The organism is Altericroceibacterium indicum (assembly GCF_009828105.1).
Taxonomy (GTDB): Bacteria; Pseudomonadota; Alphaproteobacteria; order Sphingomonadales; family Sphingomonadaceae; genus Altericroceibacterium; species Altericroceibacterium indicum.
The window spans coordinates 415771-432777 of sequence record NZ_WTYQ01000001.1; the positions used below are offsets into that span (position 1 = coordinate 415771).

The following is a 17007-nucleotide window of genomic DNA, read 5'->3' on the forward strand; positions in this document are numbered from 1 at the left end:
GGAAAATTCAGCGCGGAGCAGAAACACAAAACCCCGCTCATGGCGGGGCATCTTTGCGATAAACGCAATAAGAGATGTGTCCAAATCGCTCATTTTTAGGTTCCCGTCAAGCCTCACTTCAAAGATTATTCATCGGAATATCTATCTCAATGTCATTTTGCTCAATAAAATCAACAAGTTGCTGAGCGCATTGCCTAAATCTCGCTGCTACCCGGCTATTACGACACCTCGCATAGCGGGCCGCGATTTTCATAGATGCGTCATCCAGTACAACCACATCGAAGAACCGAATATAGAAACTGGTGATCTGCTCTCTTAAGAGCCTGAAGGTGCGCCGCGCATCAGCTTCGTCCATCGTTGTTGGCATATAGCCGTAGCTATCGCCTTGCCGCGCCCTGGCGGAAAGGGACGGATCTTTCATCTTGCTTGATGAGTAGCGGCCACCCAGGCAAGCCTTGTCGTAAAGCAGTCGATACCACAAGCAAACGCGGGCCTGATCTTCGGTTATTCTTCCGCTCCGATAAAGCCTGACAGGCATCGGTGTTACCACCCGACGCACCGTACTGATCGAACGCACGGTGCCATCGGGCTGGCGTGGGGTGTAGGGTCGAACATCGCCCTTCGCAGTCCATTCCGGGGTTGGCTCTGTCACCGTGTCAGCGAGGTTCACGAATTTGCCCTCAGCCACTTCCAGTTCGGAAGCTTTACGGTCGTGCTCCCTGATCCGGTCAGCTCTGTCACGCTCCAGCAAATTCTTCACACGGCGCCGCTCGTCACGCTGATGCTCTGCCAAGCTTTTGCGTACATCGCTCATCACACCTTACCTTTCGAAATTCCAAATGCTTTGCAGGCCAGCAGGTCAAGTTGCTTCTGATCTGGCCAGTTTGTCAGCCACTCACGATTGATGAGAACGATAGCCCCGCCTGAAGCGTCGTAAGCCTCACGTGCAGCCTTGCGCGCCATGGCCGGGTCAGGATCGCGCATGGAGGCGGCGTAGTTGCCAAGAGAGCTGCGATAGTCGTTGCGCCCACTCACAGCAGGCCACCCTTGCCAGACCGGAAATCAAGCTTGCTCTGCGTATTTTCCACATTCACCAGATAGATCGAGCCATCTGGGCGAGCGCGCCATTGAATGTCCGTTCGCCCCTGTGTGGATAAGCGACGATTAGCGAATTGAACCAGGCTTTCGCCGGGAAAGCGCGTGATGTCTGTCATGCCGCCTCTCCGCAGAATGGCTTTACAAAAACACCAAGGCCATTTGATTGCCCATTACTCAAGGCCTCCATCGCGGTGGCACCAACTGCCCAAAGGGCTGTCCCGTTTGATGGGCTTTTGCCAACACTCCCGTCTGCCCTTATGAATTTCACTTTAGGCATGAACAGGATTCCATCAGTCATTTGACAAGCCTCCTGAAACCAAGGTGAGCTAGTCCGGTCTGGTGTAAGTGCTATACCGTTCCCATGCGCAAAGAAGCGATCTAGCCATGGCACAAGAGAATTTCGGGCACCGAACGGCGCGTTCATCCAAACCAATCCGAACCAATCTTTTGAAAGTGCATTTTCGTAAAACCAATTCCGGCAAGGAACGTGAAGCGGGCCGCTTTTGGGTGCGGCAACATCAAGATCAAAGATAACCCCCAGAGCATCAAAAATATATTTAGGGGTGTACCATTCGTCTGATTTGCCTTGTTTTTCCCAATAGCTCATGCCACCTCTCTCCTGCTGGGAAAGGCTTTAGCCATCCGTTCCAGAACGCCGCCAATACCCTCTTCGCTCTCCGTTGGATTTGGCTTGTGCTGCGGGCGAGCGGTATAGCAATCTCGATCTTTGCGCAGCAGGCCTTGGGTTTCAAAAATCACCCTCCAGCGGTCAGGCAAGGCGTCGATAGAAGCTTGGTCGAGCGTGCCAGCGAGCAACGAGCGGCGAGCCTCTTCGAAGCGGGCTTCGCGTTCTCTGCGAGCCAGAGCCTCAGCCTTGCGCTTAACCACAACAGCTTCATCGTTCCGCTCAAATTCCTCTGCGAAGGACAGCAACTCAGCGATTGTCGGAAACCAGCGGCAACGCTCCAGCGCGGTGTCAGCGATGTGGCTCACAATGGCTTGCGGAAGGTGGCCCAGCTTGCGGCGATAGGCCCCGATGCGCAACTTGGCGGTGTCATCGTCCACCTCGCGTCGAGGCAGATTGGCGTCCAAAAACGACCAGCAGCGGGCAAAATGCTCTTTGCTACTCGGCGGGAGCGCTGGCAGTTCAGCCTTAGCCACTTCATCGAGCTTCGCTAGTTCCTGATTGCTCAGCCTCGCAGGCAGCTTAGCCAAATCCATCAATCCCGGCCTGTTCGTGAAGGATGCGGGTGAAGCCGTCCCGGTTATCGCGGTTGCCGTTTCCGTAATTTGCCTTTGCTCGGTCATCGTACTTGCCCTCGAAAATTTTGGTCACACTGTCGGGTTGCAGGAGGAAATCTATCGTGGCACCGCCCCAGCTCCCGCTGTCGCCACGCAGGAAACGGCTTCGGGGAATCTTCTCAATCGCTGCCATCAAGGCATCCATGCCGGTGTCTTTCAAGCGAGCCTTGAAAGCTGGCATCCGCTTTGGCGTAATCGCTCTGCAAGTGCTCAGCGAAAGAGGTTCGGCCATCGCGTTCCATGCATCGACGAGCAGTCTCGCATCGCGCGCGCTGTCTGAAGATACGTTAGTATCTTCTATTATTAACTTGTTTACTTGTTCTTTTATGTCCCGCTGCTGTCCCGCTGCTGTCCCGCTGCTGTCCCGGCTTGGGAAATCGAACTCATCAAAATCGTAGGAATTATGCGGGTTAGAGGTGTCCCGCTGCTGTCCCGGTTTTTGATCGGGTTGCGTTCGGGTTGCGTTCGGGTCTATTTTTTTAGCATCATTTTGTGACCCGCCTTCTGTCCCGGCACGCCCTTCCGAAGACTGATATTTATCGTAATTACAGATAGTTATGATTAGCTTTCCCGTCCCGCTATCTGTCCCGATCATGGATTCACTTTTCAACCGGCCCAAAAACCGGTCCACGGATGACTTCGACCATCCCCACGTGTCGGCTAGCTGCCTTACAGACGCGCAAATTTCCCCTCGCTGAAGCGTGACGATCTTGCCGGAAACATCGTATGGTGTTGGCTTCCATGCAGCATGAGCGACTAACCAGAACCATGCTCGAAACCGCGCAGGGTCCTTGAGCAAAGCATGGCTGAACGCATCGCGGTGGAGGGCCACAAAGCCACTCATCCCATTGCCCTCCAGCGCCTGCAACCAAGCTCATCGTGCTTGTGAAATGGTATACCGCAGGCAAAGCATGGATCACGCTTAACCTTCCGATTTTCTGCCTCAGCGTATTTCTCAAAAGGGTTGTTTGACGCATCATCTAACCCTGCTTGCGCACCTACGCCGCCAGAGGTATCAAGCCACGGATCGGCGGTTTTCTGCCCTGTTTCAACAATGGTGATGATGCGCTTACCACCCCTATGTTTGACGGTGATCCACCCCGCCGCGCGCATTCTCGGTAACAAGTTGCCAACATCAGGGATGGGTTCTGGTGTACACAAATCACCCAATTCTCTGTTGGTTGGGCATACGTCCCCAGCCTCTGCAATTTTCTCGATGGCATCCATTATGGCGCGCATCCTGAACTCAACGTAGCTCATCGCTCCATCTCCTTGAGGGCATGATGGACCGCAACGCCGAGGTCGGTCAGTAAGCCGCCACGAGGGCCTACAAGCCCCATAGCGCGCAATTCAGGAGCTGAACTACCTTGGACACAGTACGCGCCAGAAAGAGCCTCATGCTTGCTTCTGACGGCATTCAGCAGCGCATCGGCATGGGTAGCCGACAGGCCGTAGGCGATTGCGATGGGTGTACCCAGATCATCAATGTAGTGGCGCAGAAATGCTTCTCTTGCGGGCTCCAGATCAAACGGCCTGCTGATACTCTCGTTTAGGGCAGGCGAGGCGGCTTGTAACATCATGCCCCTCCAAGAGCCGGGCGCAGCACTTCATTGGCACGCCATGGCGGTGTGATATGCTCATGAAAATCGAGCGCGAAGTCGAGTATGCCTATCGCATCTGCTTCATCGTCGTATCTGGGGTTGAAGCCGAGTTGTCGGCAGCGCTCCATGGTCAAAGCCTTAAGCGTTACTTTCTTGGTTCCCCGCTTTTGAGGGCCAATGAAATCACGCCGCCAGGATGAAACATTGATTTCAGTTACAGAGCGAAATCCCATCGCTGCGCCGAAGCTGTGAACATGGGCTGCGATGCCGGACAGAATGCGCAAAGTATCGATATTCGTGTGCCCGGTCAGGTTGACTGGATGAATAGGCTTTTCGAGATAGACGTGCTCGATTGGGCAGAGCTGATGCATATCCATCAGATGCTGATGCAGTTTCAAATAAGTCTGCCCATCGGTCGTGTATTCACTGCCTAGTACCCATGTCCCGGAACGCAGACGCTCATCGCCTTTTCGGTATATGGCCCAGCCGGAACGCCGCTTGCTGAGATCGAGGGATAGATAACTCATGTGCCTGCCAATCGGTCATGTCAGGCGGGGACGGCAGAAACCGCTCCCCGCATGGATTATGCTGTGATGTGCTTGACTGCCCACATCACGGACTCTTCGGTTTTGGTTTTTGCAATCGACAATTCGCGGCTGCTTCCGGTCTGGTCGATCAGGTTCAGAAGCTCGGCACCCTTGTCTTTAATCGCCGTCATCGCTGCTTTCTCATCGTCGGATAGAACGCGATATTTGTGCCGGACCGCATTGTTGGCGGTGCGGTCTTGGGAGGTGCTATCAACCCGCTCCATCACGCATCCTCCGTTTCATCGAGAGGTTCCGAATCCGCTTGATCAGCGTCTTCAGCCTCAGCTTTGGCGGCATCGGCAGCGGCCTTTTCTTCCGCCTTCTGGAGCCACTTCTGCCGTCCGATTTCTCCATCATCAGGCTTGTCAGGCGCGCCATCAACCGTCACCAGCCGGGGGCGTTCTCGTTCGTTGGTGGGGATCGGGGATTCACCGTCCTTGCCTTCTGCAATGCTGACCAGATCGCGCGGAACCGAAAGATTCAGTTCCTCGCAGCCAAGCCTAAATGCAAGCATCCAGTGATCGCGTTTCGCATCTTCCATATCGTAGAGCTGGAACAGCAGGTCGAGGATCTTGCGCGGGAAATTGCAGTCATCTTTGATCCGCTTATACGGGTCCGAAAGATCCCCGGTAATCGTGGAGATATGCTCCTTCTTGGGCGCGATTTCGGATTTATATATCTTGATCGCGGACTTCGCATCGGGGCGATTATATTCGCCGCTGATGCCGGAGCCTTCACCGTCCTCTTTTCTCTGCGCATTTGCCATTATGGCGTCCTTTCTGCATGTGGCCGTAAGTGTGGCCGGGTCGTAAAGAAGCTGAAAAGCTTCGGCTGGAGGCGGGTTTTTCAGGTAATCTGCGTGATGCAGCCTTGCTTCCGCCAGCGACATTCCGGCTTGCTCGGCAGCGTTCTTGATGGACAAACCGTCGCGGATAGCGCGTCGTAAAAGTCTCAACTGTTGCGAACCGTACATTCCGAAACCTTCTGAAAATTGGACGGGTGGGGATTAAGCCGGCAGGTTACGGGTGGAGTTTTGCCCCCTGATCCGGTCCGGCCCATCTAGGTCTACCCTAACCTCATCCCCACTCTTTCGCGGCCGCCCACCGCGCCGGTATCAATTGACGCTGCGCCGCTTTTTCATGGCGCGTGCCTTGTTTGCGGCTACGGCCTTGGCGAGTGCATTTTGACGTTGAGTGAGAACGCTTTCCTTGAAGCCTTCAAGCTGGTCAGCCTTTTCGGCCATTTGCCTCAGCCTAGTTTTTGTCGCCAAAAGCTGAACGTGAAGATCCCCATTGCGCAAACCCAAATCTAGAATTTGGTCAGCATGTTTTTTGAAAATGAGTCGCGCATAGGAGTGGTAGACTACGGCACCGACTGCCGCACCGCCCGCTGTTGAAAAGGCAATATCAAGCAATAACATCGTTACTCTCCTTTGATTTTCCGGGCGGCGCTCATGCGGCTTCGCTTTGGTGAACCGTGAAATGTGGGGGCTTTCCTTCACGGTAAGCGTCCAGCTTCTCCAGCAGACCGGCAAACCGGTTGACCACGATCCGCATGGTGCGCAGTTCACTCTTGTCGAGGCCGAGCAATTCAGCCGTGGTTATTTCACTGCCACCATCGCTGCCCGGGTGCTCCATCTCGATCAGCTTGGAGAGCATGACGGCGACTTTGCTGGAAAACGGGTCGGTTGAGCATGTCGCTTCACGCGGGACACGCCGCTGGCCGAATGCGCGATCAATTGGATCGAGCGCATCAGTATCCAGCGCGAGCAAGCTCCACAGGCGATCCGGGCGCGGGAAACTGCCATGGCTCAAATTATCCAACTGCCGCTTGGAAAGGCTCATTGTTCGGGCAACGGTGTCTTTGCCGTGACGGCGTATCTGCCGGATTACAGCTTCCATCATGCAAGCATGGAACTGTTCTTCGCTGCACTGCGAAATTTGCTGAACGACATTGCTCTCAGCCATGGGGTACTCCGGTGGAATGGAAAGAAAGAGAAATTGCCGCAACCGGGGAAAGCAGGCTGTGCGAACCGAAGGGCTCGCCCCGGCTGCGGCTTTCAGACAGGCCCTGAGCGTCAGGGAAGCGGGGGACATTGCTCAGGTTTTTTGCCTGCCTGAAATAATGGAGCAGTTTGAAGGTGCCCCTCATGCGACAGCTTCTGCTTCCGCAGATTGGGCAGCAGCGCCTACGGCAAGCTCATCCAGAGAGGCCCAGCCGTCATCTCGAAAAGCAAGCCAATGCTCTTGTGGAACACTGTTGCGCCTGATCCATGAGCGAACAGTATGGACTGAGACATTACGCCTCGTTGCTACATCAGCAGGCTTTCCTGCTTCGCGGACGATTTGTGCATGAGTTCTCATAGTCCGACCATGATGCATTATGCATCACATAAAGACAAGTGCCTTTTGCATTATCAATCGTCTTATGGCGAATTTGATATGACCGATTCGTCAAAACGCCTAAAGGCCGCCCGCGAAAAAGCTGGATACGCTTCTGCAAAGGAGGCGGCGGAAGCTATGGGCATATCTGTGCCGACCTACATTCAGCACGAAAATGGAATTAGGAACTACCCCGCCTCTCGCGCTCAGCGCTATGCAAAATTTTTCCGCACCACTCCGGAATTTTTGCTTTACAATAGACTTCCTAAACAAGCCTCTAGCGTTGAACTTGGTCCACAGTTGCTTGTTATAGGTAAAGTTGAGGCGGGGGTGTGGCAGTTGCAAGCTGATATCAATAAGGGATTTGGTCAAACATTTACTGGAAGACCTGATATTAATGCTCCAATGAAGGAGAGATTTGGCCTTAAGGTCGTTGGTTCTGGAATGGATTTAGTATTCCCTGAAGGCACCATCCTTGAATGTCTGACTTATACTCAAGGTCAAAGCTTAAAGCAGGGTCAGCCGGTAATTATCAGAAGATCTATGGCTGATGGCACCTGTGAGCAAACGGTCAAGGAATACTTTAAAGATGGCGAAGGCATAGAGTGGCTTCTGGCCAAGTCTTCTCATCCAGCCTTTCAGGCACCTTTGCGCTTAGGCAGAGAGCATGGAGAGGAAATTGAGATCACGGCCATAGTGGTCGCATCCACAAGATTTTGGTGAGGCTAAAGAATGATCCCAGCAATTTACGCCCTCGCGGTATTCTCATCTTCGGTGATTGCTGATCCAATCACTCAAGATAAGCTTGCAGTGTTTATTGCCGGAGAAAATGGCTCTTCTCTTGCTTTGAAATGCACCCCAGGCGAGGGCGACTTGGAAATCGTGTTTATGCCACGGCGGTATTACTCAAACGATCTGTGGCTTTTGCAGCGCCGTGCGGAAAGTCGTTTTAGCATCCAAAGCAAACCTGATCGCGGCCAATGGCAATATTCTAAAACCTATATCATTTGGGCCGGTATGCCATTCAATCAAAGAAAAGCAGAGTTTTTGGATAATTTAGCCAGGAGCAATGCTTTCCATATCCGGTATGAGCCGAGTCGCTATGAGAACGAGACGTTTTCAATGTCGTACCATATCGATACAGGTGAACTGCAAAACTTTATCAGCAAATGCAATCCAGCGCGGGTAATCGAATATCTGCAAAAAATGGGCTCTCCAGCGGCACCCAAAGGTAGTGCCGAATAATTCAGCAAATACCTAATTTGTAACGCATTTACATTGCAATAAACGTCATTCGCCAAAGAATGATGCAAAATGCACTTGCATTAATGTGATGCAATGTGCATCATGCCTCCACAACCAATGGAGGCACCATGGCGCAGGCCAGCACAAACCCGGAAACCAACTACGCTCAATTTGAGCGCGTGGATGACAAGCTTCGCAAGCCGGTGGACGCTGCGGAAAGAAAGCAGTTTGCGTCTGCCGAGCGTCTGCCTGTTTCCATCCGTAATGCAGAACATGCGAGCGAGATTGCCGAATATCGAGGCTTTACGCTGTGGTTCAACACTTGCCGGGATGATGATGGTTTTCTGTACAAGGAATGGCTCGCATGGGGGCCTTATGGACGGCTTTTGCCTGTCTCGCGGTTTTGGTTTGAGCCTACGCAAGATCGGTTCAATTGGCTTATTGATCATGTTGTCATGGGCGAGGGGCATCACGGCTCCGGCCCGCTTAGCGATACTGAGATCGACGCGAATATTGAAGTCACGCAGAAGCTTAAAGAGATGGGGCCGGGCGGCGGATTTTCGCACAAACTGCCAAAGAAAAGCACTGGTCTAAGGCAGGCTGTTTCCGCAGCTCTTCACGCCGATAATGCGCTAGCTGTCGCAAGACGCGACCCGGCAGCGACAGAGGCATCGATTAATGCCGCAGAGCGACGCCGTGAAAAACGGGTGGCTGACTTGCTCAACGCTTGCCGCAATGCAGGAGTTGCTGGCTGCGCCGGATTGATGACGGGGGTGAAGTCATGAGTTCCGTTTTCATCACCAATGCGCGAATTTCGGGTGCGGATATCGTGTTCGAGAAGGGATTTATCCTCTCGGCTTGGGTGCACCTTGACTTTGACCATTCTGGGCAGGGCTTTGGCGGTTTTGCGCTCGGTGGTTCGCCTTTCGACAAGGTCGCTATGGTCGCTAGTCATCACGAACAGCCCAACCTTGCCGCTGACTTCATTGGCGGCGTGATGGTGGTTGCTGGCGTCAATAAATGGTCTGACCTTAAAGATAAAATCGTGCGTGTTCGCAAAACTGACGAATGGGCCGCCGTGGATGCAATAGGTCATCCCGTGAAGGACATTTGGTATAATCCGAATGAGCGCTTCGCCCAGCTTAAAAATGAGCGAGAAGCGTAATGGCCCAGCTCTTCGCCAGCACTTTGTTCGCTGTGGCTTCTGCCCTTTCGATTACGGTTTGCGCTCACTCGCTTTACCGGATTGTCCGCCACGCAATCGCTCTTTTTGGCGAGATCGCAGAGATGGAAGCCAGTGAGTGGGGCTCCGACAAATGAGCCGCGCAGCCCTCACTTATGGCGAGCGTCAGCAGCGCAAGATTGTAGTTGAAGGCGCGATAGACGTGTCGAAGCCGGTTGAAGGCTTCTACCGCATCAAGCTGCGCTCTAACGGCGTCTATGTCGGCATTCGCCTCTGGTACGGACCGCCACATGATCCGGTGACAGGCGAAGAGATGGATCGATCATGGCGCTGGCAGGCCTTGGCCAATGGCGAGGAAATCGACCTGGACCGTGTTTGGCCAGTCTGTGCGCGACACCCGATCACCGAAGAGGAATACCATAATTACGAACGGCGGCAGCGCTGGGCGCGGGAAAGCGCGCCTGAAACTGCCTTTGCTGATCCGTCGCGTCGTCACGATCCGCTGACCGCGATGCTCCCATTTTAATCCCGAAAGGAAAGCACATGCCCATTACCAAAACAGCACCCAAGCCGCAGGATAGTGCTTTGCCGGGGGAAAACCCGGACCATAACCCGCGCGCAAAAATTGGAGGTAACAACCCGCCACCAGAAGAACAGATCGCCATCGATTTCCGCGAAGCCATGCTGGAAAAGCATCCTAGCTACGAGCAGCGAATTGAAGACCTGAAATCGGCTTCAGACCGAGCAGTCGTCGATAGCGCCGAGGCGGCCGGAAAAGCGGCCGATCTTGTGCGCTCAATACGCGCCATGATGGGTGCTATCAATGATAGCCACCGGGAAACGAAGCAGCCTTTCCTTAATGCAACTCGTGCTGTTGACGGTCTTAAGCGTCAGCTTGTCAGCCCGCTTGATGAAGCTCTCTCTACTATCAATCGCAAGCAAACCGAGTTCTTGCGCCAGGAAGAAGCGCGGCGCGAGAAACTACGCAAGGAAGAAGAGGCACGCGCACGCGCAGAAGCCCTGAAGGCAGAAGAAGCCGAGCGAGCCCGCCGCGAAGCGGAAGGCCAGGGCGATATGGAGGCGATGGAGGCTGTTGAGGCAGCACCTGCCCCAGCATTCGTGAAGAAAGAGCCTGAACCGATACGAAGCGCCGATACTGGGGCATCGGTTTCCGGCCGCAAGGTGTGGGAATCGCAAATCACTGATTACGAAGTCGCTGCCATTCAGGTGCTCGACGACGACAAAGTGCGCGAGGCGGTTGAGAAGGCTGTCGCTCGCCGCGTGAAAGCTGGCGTTCGCTCCATGGAGGGGGTTCGTATTTATCAGTCCCTCCAAGCGGTTTCACGGTGAGGGAGGGCGCTATGTTTCTTGTATTCGATACCGAGACTACAGGCCTGCCGATTTGGAAAGATCCGAGCGATCACCCGGATCAGCCGCATGTCGTCGATATCGCGTGCAGCCTGTTTGATCAGACTGGCCTCGAAACTGATCGCTATGATGCGATTATCAATTGCGGTGTGCCAATCCCTGAAGAGGCCGCTTCCATTCACGGCATCACTACCGAAATCGCCGAGGCTGAGGGGGTGAAGCCTGATGAAGCTTTGGACTCTTTTCTTGCCATGGTCGCGCGTTGTGAAGTGATGATTGGTCATAATGTCAGTTTTGACATTCGCATGATGCGTATCATGGCGGCGCGCTTGCGTGGTGAGAAGTGGGATAACCCAAAACCGATCTTCTGCACCATGCGTCGCGCGACCAAACACTGCAAGATTCTCAGCCCGAAGGCTCGCCACCCGCAAGACTGGAAATGGCCGACACTTGCCGAGGCCACTCGCCATTTCTTCAATGAAGATCACCAAGGCGCCCACCGCGCCCGGCCCGATTGCGATGCCAGTGCGCGCATCTTCTTCCACTTCCGCGAACAAGGAATTTCATAATATGGGTAGTGCCCGAAACGTCGCTATTGCGAATGAAGCAAACGAGATCGACCAAAGTCAGAAGCGCGCTATTGCTGCGCGGCAAAGCAAACCTCGAAATGCGCTGGAGGCTATGGCCTATCGGCTCGAAATTTCACCAACAGCGCTGAAAAATACACTGGCCAACACGGTGTTTGCGGGTTGCCGCTCTGAAGAAGAGTTCATGGCGCTAATCGTGGTCGCCAATGAATATGGCCTCAATCCACTCCTGAAGGAAATGTACGCATTCCCCGGCAAGGGTGGCGGCATTGTGCCTATGGTTTCAGTTGATGGCTGGATCAGGATCATGAACAGCCACCCGGATTTTGACGGAATCGAGTTTGATTATCACGCCAACGATAATGGCAATATCGAAGCAATCGAGGCCATCATTTATCACAAGGGGCGCTCGCATCCGATCAAGGTTATTGAGTACCTGGATGAGTGCAAGCGGAACACCGATCCTTGGAAAATATCGCCACGGCGGATGCTTCGCCATCGCGCACTAATCCAATGCGCGCGCGTCGCGTTTGGGTTCTCTGGCATTTATGCTGATGGAGATGAAGGCGAAGTCATCGACATGACGCCACAGCAGGCTGAGCCTAAGAGTTTGCCATCACACCAGTCGATTGCCGAGCAGATCGATGACGAAGTGCCAAACTTCGACAAAGAAACCGGCGAGATTGGGGGTGATCAGAAACCCAAGCGCGACGCCAAAACCGGAATGACGGAAGTGGATGAGGAAACCGCCCGCCGTCTTGATGCTGAACAAACTGCCGAAGATATAGATGGCCGGACGGAAGATGACGACGATGCCAAAGAGGAAAGCCCCTCGGATGCGAAGCTACGCCAAATCCGCGAAAGCATCGACGCCGCCAAGAACATCAAGGGCCTGAAGGCGGTTGACGCCGAATGGGTGAATGCCCGCGCCGCCTACGATGACGACACCGCGAAGAAGGTTGACGCCCTCATTGCGATCAAGCGGAAGGAGCTGGGCGAATGAGCAGCTTTATCCGCCGTATCCAGCGCCAGGTTATGCCGTCGCTGGCTGTCCACTACCGTAAGGATTTGGATGGCAAGCCAACCGGTGACGCATACGCCAACCAGCCCCGAGCCAAGTTCTATCAGGGGCGCGGCAACCGCCTCGGGACTAAGAACCCGAAGGATAAGGCTCTGCTTGCTCGGCAGAGGCGGGAAAAGCGCGGGGGTGAGCCTCAAGAGGAGGCAGGCGCGAAGCCTAAGCGCGACCAATGAATCAAAACCCCGGCCACCTACCGCCCGAATGCAACACTGATGATGGCAAGATCATCCGCGTCCATGTCCAGCTTATCAACGGCTACCGGACAAAGGGAAAAGAGCCTGCAGGCTGGGCGGCAAATGGCCGGGGAGGGTGTCGCTGGTCGCTTACCGGCAATGCCCACGATATCGAATTTTACGAGGTGATTTGATGAAGCCCAAGCCATTCAAATGCAAGATCTGCGAGCGCGCATTTAGCACCGAAATTGGTATGCATGATCACGCGCTTCAGCAGCATCAAACCCCGCACCCATTCGGGTGCAAAGAATGTGGGCGCACATTTTCCGACCAGCGCGGCCTTGACCGCCACCAGGCGGGCCGGCACCAAAATGCGCCGGTCTGTTTGGAGTGCGGGCAGGAGACAAAACTGGTCGGTGGGCGTGAGATTTACCCGCATCGCGCCGATCTATATAAGCTGAACTTCTATCGCTGTGCCTGCGGGGCTTATTGTGGCTGCCACAAAGGCACGACTTCGCCGCTTGGAAAGCCATGCGGCCAGGAAACCCGCAAGGCACGTAGCGAGGCGCATGTTGCGTTTGACCCACTCTGGAAGACTGGGCGGATGGAACGAAAGCAAGCCTATGCGTGGCTGTCTGAAGTAACCGGCATTCCGAGCGAGCGCTGTCATATCGGCATGATGGATGCTGATGAGGCGCGCGACGTAGTTGCAGCGGTTCAGCAATTCACAAAAGAAGAAAGGGTGCAGGCATGAACATCACACCCAATTTCGCAGACGGCACGCTGAAAGATGCAATCTGGTGGTTTTACGGCTTTGAGGCGGCGCAACCATATTCCGAGGCGGCGCTGGATACTCATACGAAATCGCGTGATCTTGCCGAAAAACTCAACAGCGTTTGTCGTTGGCTCTCACGTTTAGCTGAGGGCAAGCAGCGCGTCATCGGTGTCGATGAGCGGACCATGGCTCTCGCCATAACTGAGCACGAAATGGAGGCTCTGTTGGACGGACTTAAGGGTAAGCCTTCAGAAGATGATCGGGCGCTCGCCCTTAAAACAATAGAGAAGATATTCAAACAATACCGAGACGAATTGACCGCGATCAGGTTTGATGCGGGAGGTTTGATCTGATGGCCCAACCAAACTGGCATGAGATATCCCTCGAAATGCAGGCGCATCCGCACATCACGCAGAGCGTTGCAATCAATCGGATCAAACAGCGCAAGGCTTTGGCTGCTAGAAACGCACGAGAGCCAGACTCTTTGCTTGATCTAAAGTCTAGCCAAGACACTGAAGCGCTCGCCCGTGTCCTAAACGACATTCGCACCTTCGGACGAGCACACGCAAAACCGAAAGGCGGTGAAGCATGATCGGAAACGGACCTACGCCAGATCCCTATTGGGACGCAAAGGAAACCCGCGCAGCCCGCCGCTGGGCTATCGCCACCGCCCTGCTGGTGCTGATCATCATCGCCGTGGGTGCCCACGCTTTTTGGAGGTCGATGTAATGGCTGACAAAACCATGCGCGAATGTGCGGATACATTAAGGATGCTTCTTGCACTACCTCGACCTATCGATACGACATTGCAGCCCACCCGATCACCCACGCACCGATGCAAAACATGCGGCGCTTTCTGGATAGCATACAAGGATAGCTGGTCGCTATGCTCGAGGGAATGCGGGAAGTGCTGCGACAACGTGGCCATGGGTGATCAGATCGAAGAACTCCAATTATCTGACACACTCATTAAAGCACCAGAGCCGCCCGCTGACGTGGTGGAGACTGCCGTTGAACGCATGTGGTGGATACTTGGCACCGATCTGACCGTGGAAGAGGCAAAGCAAGGAAACGACGCCTCATATGCATGGATGGCCGACCTTGCGCGCGCCGCGATCGAAGCAGCCGAACCCCACATAACTGCCCGCGTGCAGAAGGCGCGTGAGGAAGAGCGGGAGGCTTGTGCGAAGGTGGCAGAAAATTGGCCGGATAGAATTGAGGGCTCCGGAATAGCCTATTCCATCCGCAACCGGGAGGGTGGCGAGTGAGCGCCGTAAGCCGGAAATGGCAATATTCTACCATGCTGCATTGCAGGCGTGGCAAGCTGCCCATTTACCCGAAGACAGCACATGCGTCTTGTGGCGCGCCATTTGCAATTAGGTTCGCTGCTTGGGGCTATGGGCTGCGAGTCAGTAAACGGGCCGTTCGCAGAAAGTTACGGAAGATTGCCGCATGACTTCACCCGTCACTATAGGACCGGCAACGCTCTATTTGGGCGACGCCTACAAAATCCGCCCGAAGCTAGGCTTCATGGATGCAGACGTGATGGACCCGCCATACCGTTTCAACAATTCAGGCGGTGGCGCTTATCGTAAAGCGCGCGGTGCAAGTGACCAGATCGTCGCAGAAGGCCTTGATCGTGGCTTTGACCATTCGATTATAGACCCGGCGCTTTCCGGCGCCGTGGTGGTATTCTGCCACAACGACCAGATAGGCGAGCTGGTTGGTGATATGGTCCAAGGTGAGGATGATGCGCTTCTTGTGGCCGATATGTTCGCCAGGCTTCGCCCGCGCTTCCATCGAGCGGCTTTGTGCGTCTGGCTGAAGACCAATCCGCCCCCACACCGGAACAAGCACTATATCGCTGACATGGAGCCGTATATCCATGCGTGGAACAAAGGGTATCATCCGGTTGGTGAGCATCATGACATGCACCGCCACATCGCTGCTTCTTCCATGCCATCGAAAGTGTTTGGCCACCCAACCGTGAAGCCTCTGCCCGTGATGAATAAGATCGTAACGAACGTGCAAGGGAAGCGGATCTGCGATCCCTTCATGGGAACGGGGAGCACCGGAATTTCAGCGATCCGGGCGGGCAAGCAATTCTGGGGTATCGAGAAGAACCCGAAACACTTTGAAACCGCATGTGCGCGGATCACCGCTGCCGTGCAGGAAATGGAGGCAGTCTGTGGGTGCGCTTGAACTGGATAGGCGTCTATCTCGCGCTATTGAGAAGGGCAGAGGGATTCGGCTTTCCGATGAAGAACTGGATATGCTCACGCATTCCGGCGCGATCGATGCCGTTCGAAAATTGGCTAGTGCGGAACTGAAGGAGCAAGCGGAGTGTCGAAACGTCCAGCGTCGAAGGGGGTCTATCAGAGAGGCCAATATTGGCTCGATTGGGATCGCAAGCGAGACGGATCGCTTAGAACCCCGTACCTCACAATCTTCTGGTATGACAACGACCGCGGACGGACGCGAAGCACTTCAACGCGTACAAGAGATGTTGCCGAGGCGAAAGGCGCGCTAGACCGCCATTATCTCCAGCATAGCGAGGGCGCTGACATTTGCCCGACTTGCGGCCAGAGAATGAATAGCGGGAGCCGGTTTCTGCTCCTGCAATCCATCCAGGATTACCTTGCGATAAAGGCCGATGGTGACGAGGCGATTGGGTATCGGCTTGCGCATGTTACCGAATACATCGCGGAGCGGGGCGACCTTACCATTTCATGCGAGCGCATCACTGAAGAGTGGGTGAAGGGCTTCCGCGAATGGCTCGCCAAGAGGCCCATTGTCTCCAAATACGGCAAGGAGCGTGAGCGCGCCCTTTCGACGATCGAGAACAGCGTCATTCAATTGGCCGCAGCTATCAACTTTTCACATTCCAGAGGCGACACCGCGCGGCCGACATTGTTCAAGCCTGTGCCCACGAAGTCGATCAACCGCACGCCGCACCACAGAAGCGACGTGAAGGAACTGGCTTCCATGTTCCGGTTCGCAGCGGACCCTCGCTTTCCCAAGAAGCGCGGTGCGCTCCACCGTTTTCTGATCGCCGCCGTTGCCACAATGGCAAGGCCCGACGCGGTGCATGACATTCATTTGGGCAAGACAAAGCGCCAGTGGAACAGCGACGCCCGCATTCTCGACCTTAATCCGGCAGGCAGGCGGCAGACGAAGAAGTACCGCCCCATATTGCCGATAGCCTGGCAGGCCGCGCTTCATTTCGATGCGGCGGAGGATGGCTATTACGTGGGCGTGCAGTCGGTGCGCTCAGCATGGGATACGATGGCAATTGAGATTGGGCTTCCCGGTGAGGGGCAGGGCGGCATGAAGCTGGTCCGCCGATCGATGGCAAAGCTGCTGCGCGACCGCATGGCAAAATCGGACTGGCAGGAAATCGAGATGTTCCTGGGGCATAGCCGATTCGATCAGATATCCGACATCTACGCCCCCTTCGATCCGGGCTATCTCTCAGCCGCGCGCACCGAGATAGAAGCAATCATTGACGAGATCGAAAAGCTGGCACCGGGAGCATTTCGCCGGAGCAGCACCGGAGACGACGCCGAAATCATCCCAATCGGAGGGGCTAAGAAATATGCTTGAAGCAAAGAAAAACCCACCATTTC

31 protein-coding genes are annotated in these 17007 nt (G+C 54.7%); 17 read left to right on the forward strand and 14 right to left on the reverse strand.

Translation table 11 applies throughout. The annotated features are described in order from the left end of the window. Positions 1–118: 118 nt before the first annotated feature. The 14 genes from GRI39_RS02025 to GRI39_RS02090 all read right to left on the reverse strand — a co-directional run bounded on the left by GRI39_RS02025 (position 119) and on the right by GRI39_RS02090 (position 6739). Positions 119–814 (reverse strand): hypothetical protein, encoded by a 696-nt coding sequence (locus GRI39_RS02025; RefSeq protein ID WP_160738020.1) that lies wholly within the window; start codon positions 812–814, stop codon positions 119–121. Next, the gene (locus GRI39_RS02030; protein WP_160738021.1) at positions 814–1035 is read right to left on the reverse strand and encodes a hypothetical protein; all 222 of its coding nucleotides are present in this window, start codon (positions 1033–1035) and stop codon (positions 814–816) included. The genes GRI39_RS02025 and GRI39_RS02030 overlap by 1 nt, the downstream gene beginning before the upstream one ends. Further along, positions 1032–1214: a hypothetical protein gene (locus GRI39_RS02035; protein ID WP_160738022.1), complete on the reverse strand. Its 183-nt coding sequence runs from the start codon at positions 1212–1214 to the stop codon at positions 1032–1034. The genes GRI39_RS02030 and GRI39_RS02035 overlap by 4 nt, the downstream gene beginning before the upstream one ends. After that, the gene (locus tag GRI39_RS02040; RefSeq protein ID WP_160738023.1) at positions 1211–1705 is read right to left on the reverse strand and encodes a DNA N-6-adenine-methyltransferase; all 495 of its coding nucleotides are present in this window, start codon (positions 1703–1705) and stop codon (positions 1211–1213) included. The genes GRI39_RS02035 and GRI39_RS02040 overlap by 4 nt, the downstream gene beginning before the upstream one ends. Next, a complete protein-coding gene (locus GRI39_RS02045) occupies positions 1702–2313 on the reverse strand; it encodes a hypothetical protein (RefSeq protein ID WP_160738024.1) in 612 nt (203 codons plus the stop codon). The genes GRI39_RS02040 and GRI39_RS02045 overlap by 4 nt, the downstream gene beginning before the upstream one ends. Then, positions 2306–3244 (reverse strand): hypothetical protein, encoded by a 939-nt coding sequence (locus tag GRI39_RS02050; RefSeq protein ID WP_160738025.1) that lies wholly within the window; start codon positions 3242–3244, stop codon positions 2306–2308. The genes GRI39_RS02045 and GRI39_RS02050 overlap by 8 nt, the downstream gene beginning before the upstream one ends. Then, positions 3241–3660, reverse strand: a complete 420-nt coding sequence (locus tag GRI39_RS02055) for a hypothetical protein (protein ID WP_160738026.1) — start codon at positions 3658–3660, stop codon at positions 3241–3243. Before GRI39_RS02055 ends, GRI39_RS02050 begins: the two co-directional genes overlap by 4 nt. Next, positions 3657–3980, reverse strand: a complete 324-nt coding sequence (locus GRI39_RS02060; protein ID WP_160738027.1) for a hypothetical protein — start codon at positions 3978–3980, stop codon at positions 3657–3659. The genes GRI39_RS02055 and GRI39_RS02060 overlap by 4 nt, the downstream gene beginning before the upstream one ends. After that, complete coding sequence (locus GRI39_RS02065; protein WP_160738028.1) at positions 3977–4528, reverse strand: hypothetical protein; 552 nt, start codon at positions 4526–4528, stop codon at positions 3977–3979. Before GRI39_RS02065 ends, GRI39_RS02060 begins: the two co-directional genes overlap by 4 nt. A 56-nt stretch (positions 4529–4584) precedes the next feature. Further along, entirely contained in the window at positions 4585–4812 is a 228-nt protein-coding gene (locus GRI39_RS02070) for an Acb2/Tad1 domain-containing protein (RefSeq protein ID WP_160738029.1), read from the reverse strand. Continuing rightward, complete coding sequence (locus GRI39_RS02075) at positions 4812–5561, reverse strand: hypothetical protein (RefSeq protein WP_160738030.1); 750 nt, start codon at positions 5559–5561, stop codon at positions 4812–4814. Before GRI39_RS02075 ends, GRI39_RS02070 begins: the two co-directional genes overlap by 1 nt. A 141-nt stretch (positions 5562–5702) precedes the next feature. Further along, a complete protein-coding gene (locus GRI39_RS02080; RefSeq protein WP_160738031.1) occupies positions 5703–6008 on the reverse strand; it encodes a hypothetical protein in 306 nt (101 codons plus the stop codon). A 31-nt stretch (positions 6009–6039) separates the two neighbouring features. Beyond that, entirely contained in the window at positions 6040–6555 is a 516-nt protein-coding gene (locus GRI39_RS02085) for a hypothetical protein (protein ID WP_160738032.1), read from the reverse strand. Beyond that, positions 6548–6739, reverse strand: coding sequence for a hypothetical protein (locus tag GRI39_RS02090; protein WP_160738033.1), 192 nt, complete (start codon positions 6737–6739; stop codon positions 6548–6550). Before GRI39_RS02090 ends, GRI39_RS02085 begins: the two co-directional genes overlap by 8 nt. 200 nt (positions 6740–6939) lie before the next feature. Here GRI39_RS02090 and GRI39_RS02100 point away from each other — a divergent pair, with 200 nt between their 5' ends. From GRI39_RS02100 to GRI39_RS02180, 17 genes are all read left to right on the forward strand, one after another. Beyond that, positions 6940–7692: a LexA family transcriptional regulator gene (locus GRI39_RS02100; RefSeq protein ID WP_246204828.1), complete on the forward strand. Its 753-nt coding sequence runs from the start codon at positions 6940–6942 to the stop codon at positions 7690–7692. 9 nt (positions 7693–7701) lie between these two features. Beyond that, positions 7702–8214, forward strand: coding sequence for a hypothetical protein (locus GRI39_RS02105; RefSeq protein ID WP_160738036.1), 513 nt, complete (start codon positions 7702–7704; stop codon positions 8212–8214). A gap of 128 nt (positions 8215–8342) precedes the next feature. Then, entirely contained in the window at positions 8343–8999 is a 657-nt protein-coding gene (locus GRI39_RS02110) for a hypothetical protein (protein ID WP_160738037.1), read from the forward strand. Then, positions 8996–9379, forward strand: coding sequence for a hypothetical protein (locus GRI39_RS02115; RefSeq protein ID WP_160738038.1), 384 nt, complete (start codon positions 8996–8998; stop codon positions 9377–9379). The genes GRI39_RS02110 and GRI39_RS02115 overlap by 4 nt, the downstream gene beginning before the upstream one ends. Next, positions 9379–9534: a hypothetical protein gene (locus GRI39_RS02120; RefSeq protein WP_160738039.1), complete on the forward strand. Its 156-nt coding sequence runs from the start codon at positions 9379–9381 to the stop codon at positions 9532–9534. The genes GRI39_RS02115 and GRI39_RS02120 overlap by 1 nt, the downstream gene beginning before the upstream one ends. After that, positions 9531–9923 (forward strand): hypothetical protein, encoded by a 393-nt coding sequence (locus GRI39_RS02125; protein ID WP_160738040.1) that lies wholly within the window; start codon positions 9531–9533, stop codon positions 9921–9923. Before GRI39_RS02120 ends, GRI39_RS02125 begins: the two co-directional genes overlap by 4 nt. Positions 9924–9940: 17 nt before the next feature. Beyond that, complete coding sequence (locus GRI39_RS02130; protein ID WP_160738041.1) at positions 9941–10747, forward strand: hypothetical protein; 807 nt, start codon at positions 9941–9943, stop codon at positions 10745–10747. 11 nt (positions 10748–10758) lie between these two features. Then, entirely contained in the window at positions 10759–11334 is a 576-nt protein-coding gene (locus GRI39_RS02135) for a 3'-5' exonuclease (RefSeq protein ID WP_160738042.1), read from the forward strand. 1 nt (position 11335) lies between these two features. Beyond that, a complete protein-coding gene (locus GRI39_RS02140; protein ID WP_211371401.1) occupies positions 11336–12355 on the forward strand; it encodes a recombinase RecT in 1020 nt (339 codons plus the stop codon). Continuing rightward, complete coding sequence (locus tag GRI39_RS02145) at positions 12352–12606, forward strand: hypothetical protein (protein ID WP_160738043.1); 255 nt, start codon at positions 12352–12354, stop codon at positions 12604–12606. Before GRI39_RS02140 ends, GRI39_RS02145 begins: the two co-directional genes overlap by 4 nt. Further along, the gene (locus GRI39_RS02150; RefSeq protein WP_160738044.1) at positions 12603–12800 is read left to right on the forward strand and encodes a hypothetical protein; all 198 of its coding nucleotides are present in this window, start codon (positions 12603–12605) and stop codon (positions 12798–12800) included. Before GRI39_RS02145 ends, GRI39_RS02150 begins: the two co-directional genes overlap by 4 nt. After that, positions 12800–13360, forward strand: coding sequence for a zinc-finger-containing protein (locus tag GRI39_RS02155; RefSeq protein ID WP_211371402.1), 561 nt, complete (start codon positions 12800–12802; stop codon positions 13358–13360). Before GRI39_RS02150 ends, GRI39_RS02155 begins: the two co-directional genes overlap by 1 nt. Then, positions 13357–13734 carry a hypothetical protein gene (locus GRI39_RS02160; protein WP_160738045.1) on the forward strand — a complete coding sequence of 126 codons (378 nt, stop codon included), beginning with the start codon at positions 13357–13359 and terminating at the stop codon, positions 13732–13734. Before GRI39_RS02155 ends, GRI39_RS02160 begins: the two co-directional genes overlap by 4 nt. A 235-nt stretch (positions 13735–13969) precedes the next feature. Beyond that, positions 13970–14110: a hypothetical protein gene (locus tag GRI39_RS02165; RefSeq protein WP_160738046.1), complete on the forward strand. Its 141-nt coding sequence runs from the start codon at positions 13970–13972 to the stop codon at positions 14108–14110. 191 nt (positions 14111–14301) lie between these two features. Beyond that, positions 14302–14649: a hypothetical protein gene (locus GRI39_RS02170; protein ID WP_160738047.1), complete on the forward strand. Its 348-nt coding sequence runs from the start codon at positions 14302–14304 to the stop codon at positions 14647–14649. Positions 14650–14833: 184 nt separating this feature from the next. After that, positions 14834–15583, forward strand: coding sequence for a DNA methyltransferase (locus GRI39_RS02175; protein ID WP_160738048.1), 750 nt, complete (start codon positions 14834–14836; stop codon positions 15581–15583). Between the two features lie 387 nt (positions 15584–15970). After that, positions 15971–16984 (forward strand): hypothetical protein, encoded by a 1014-nt coding sequence (locus tag GRI39_RS02180; protein WP_211371403.1) that lies wholly within the window; start codon positions 15971–15973, stop codon positions 16982–16984. The last annotated feature ends 23 nt before the right edge of the window (positions 16985–17007 follow it).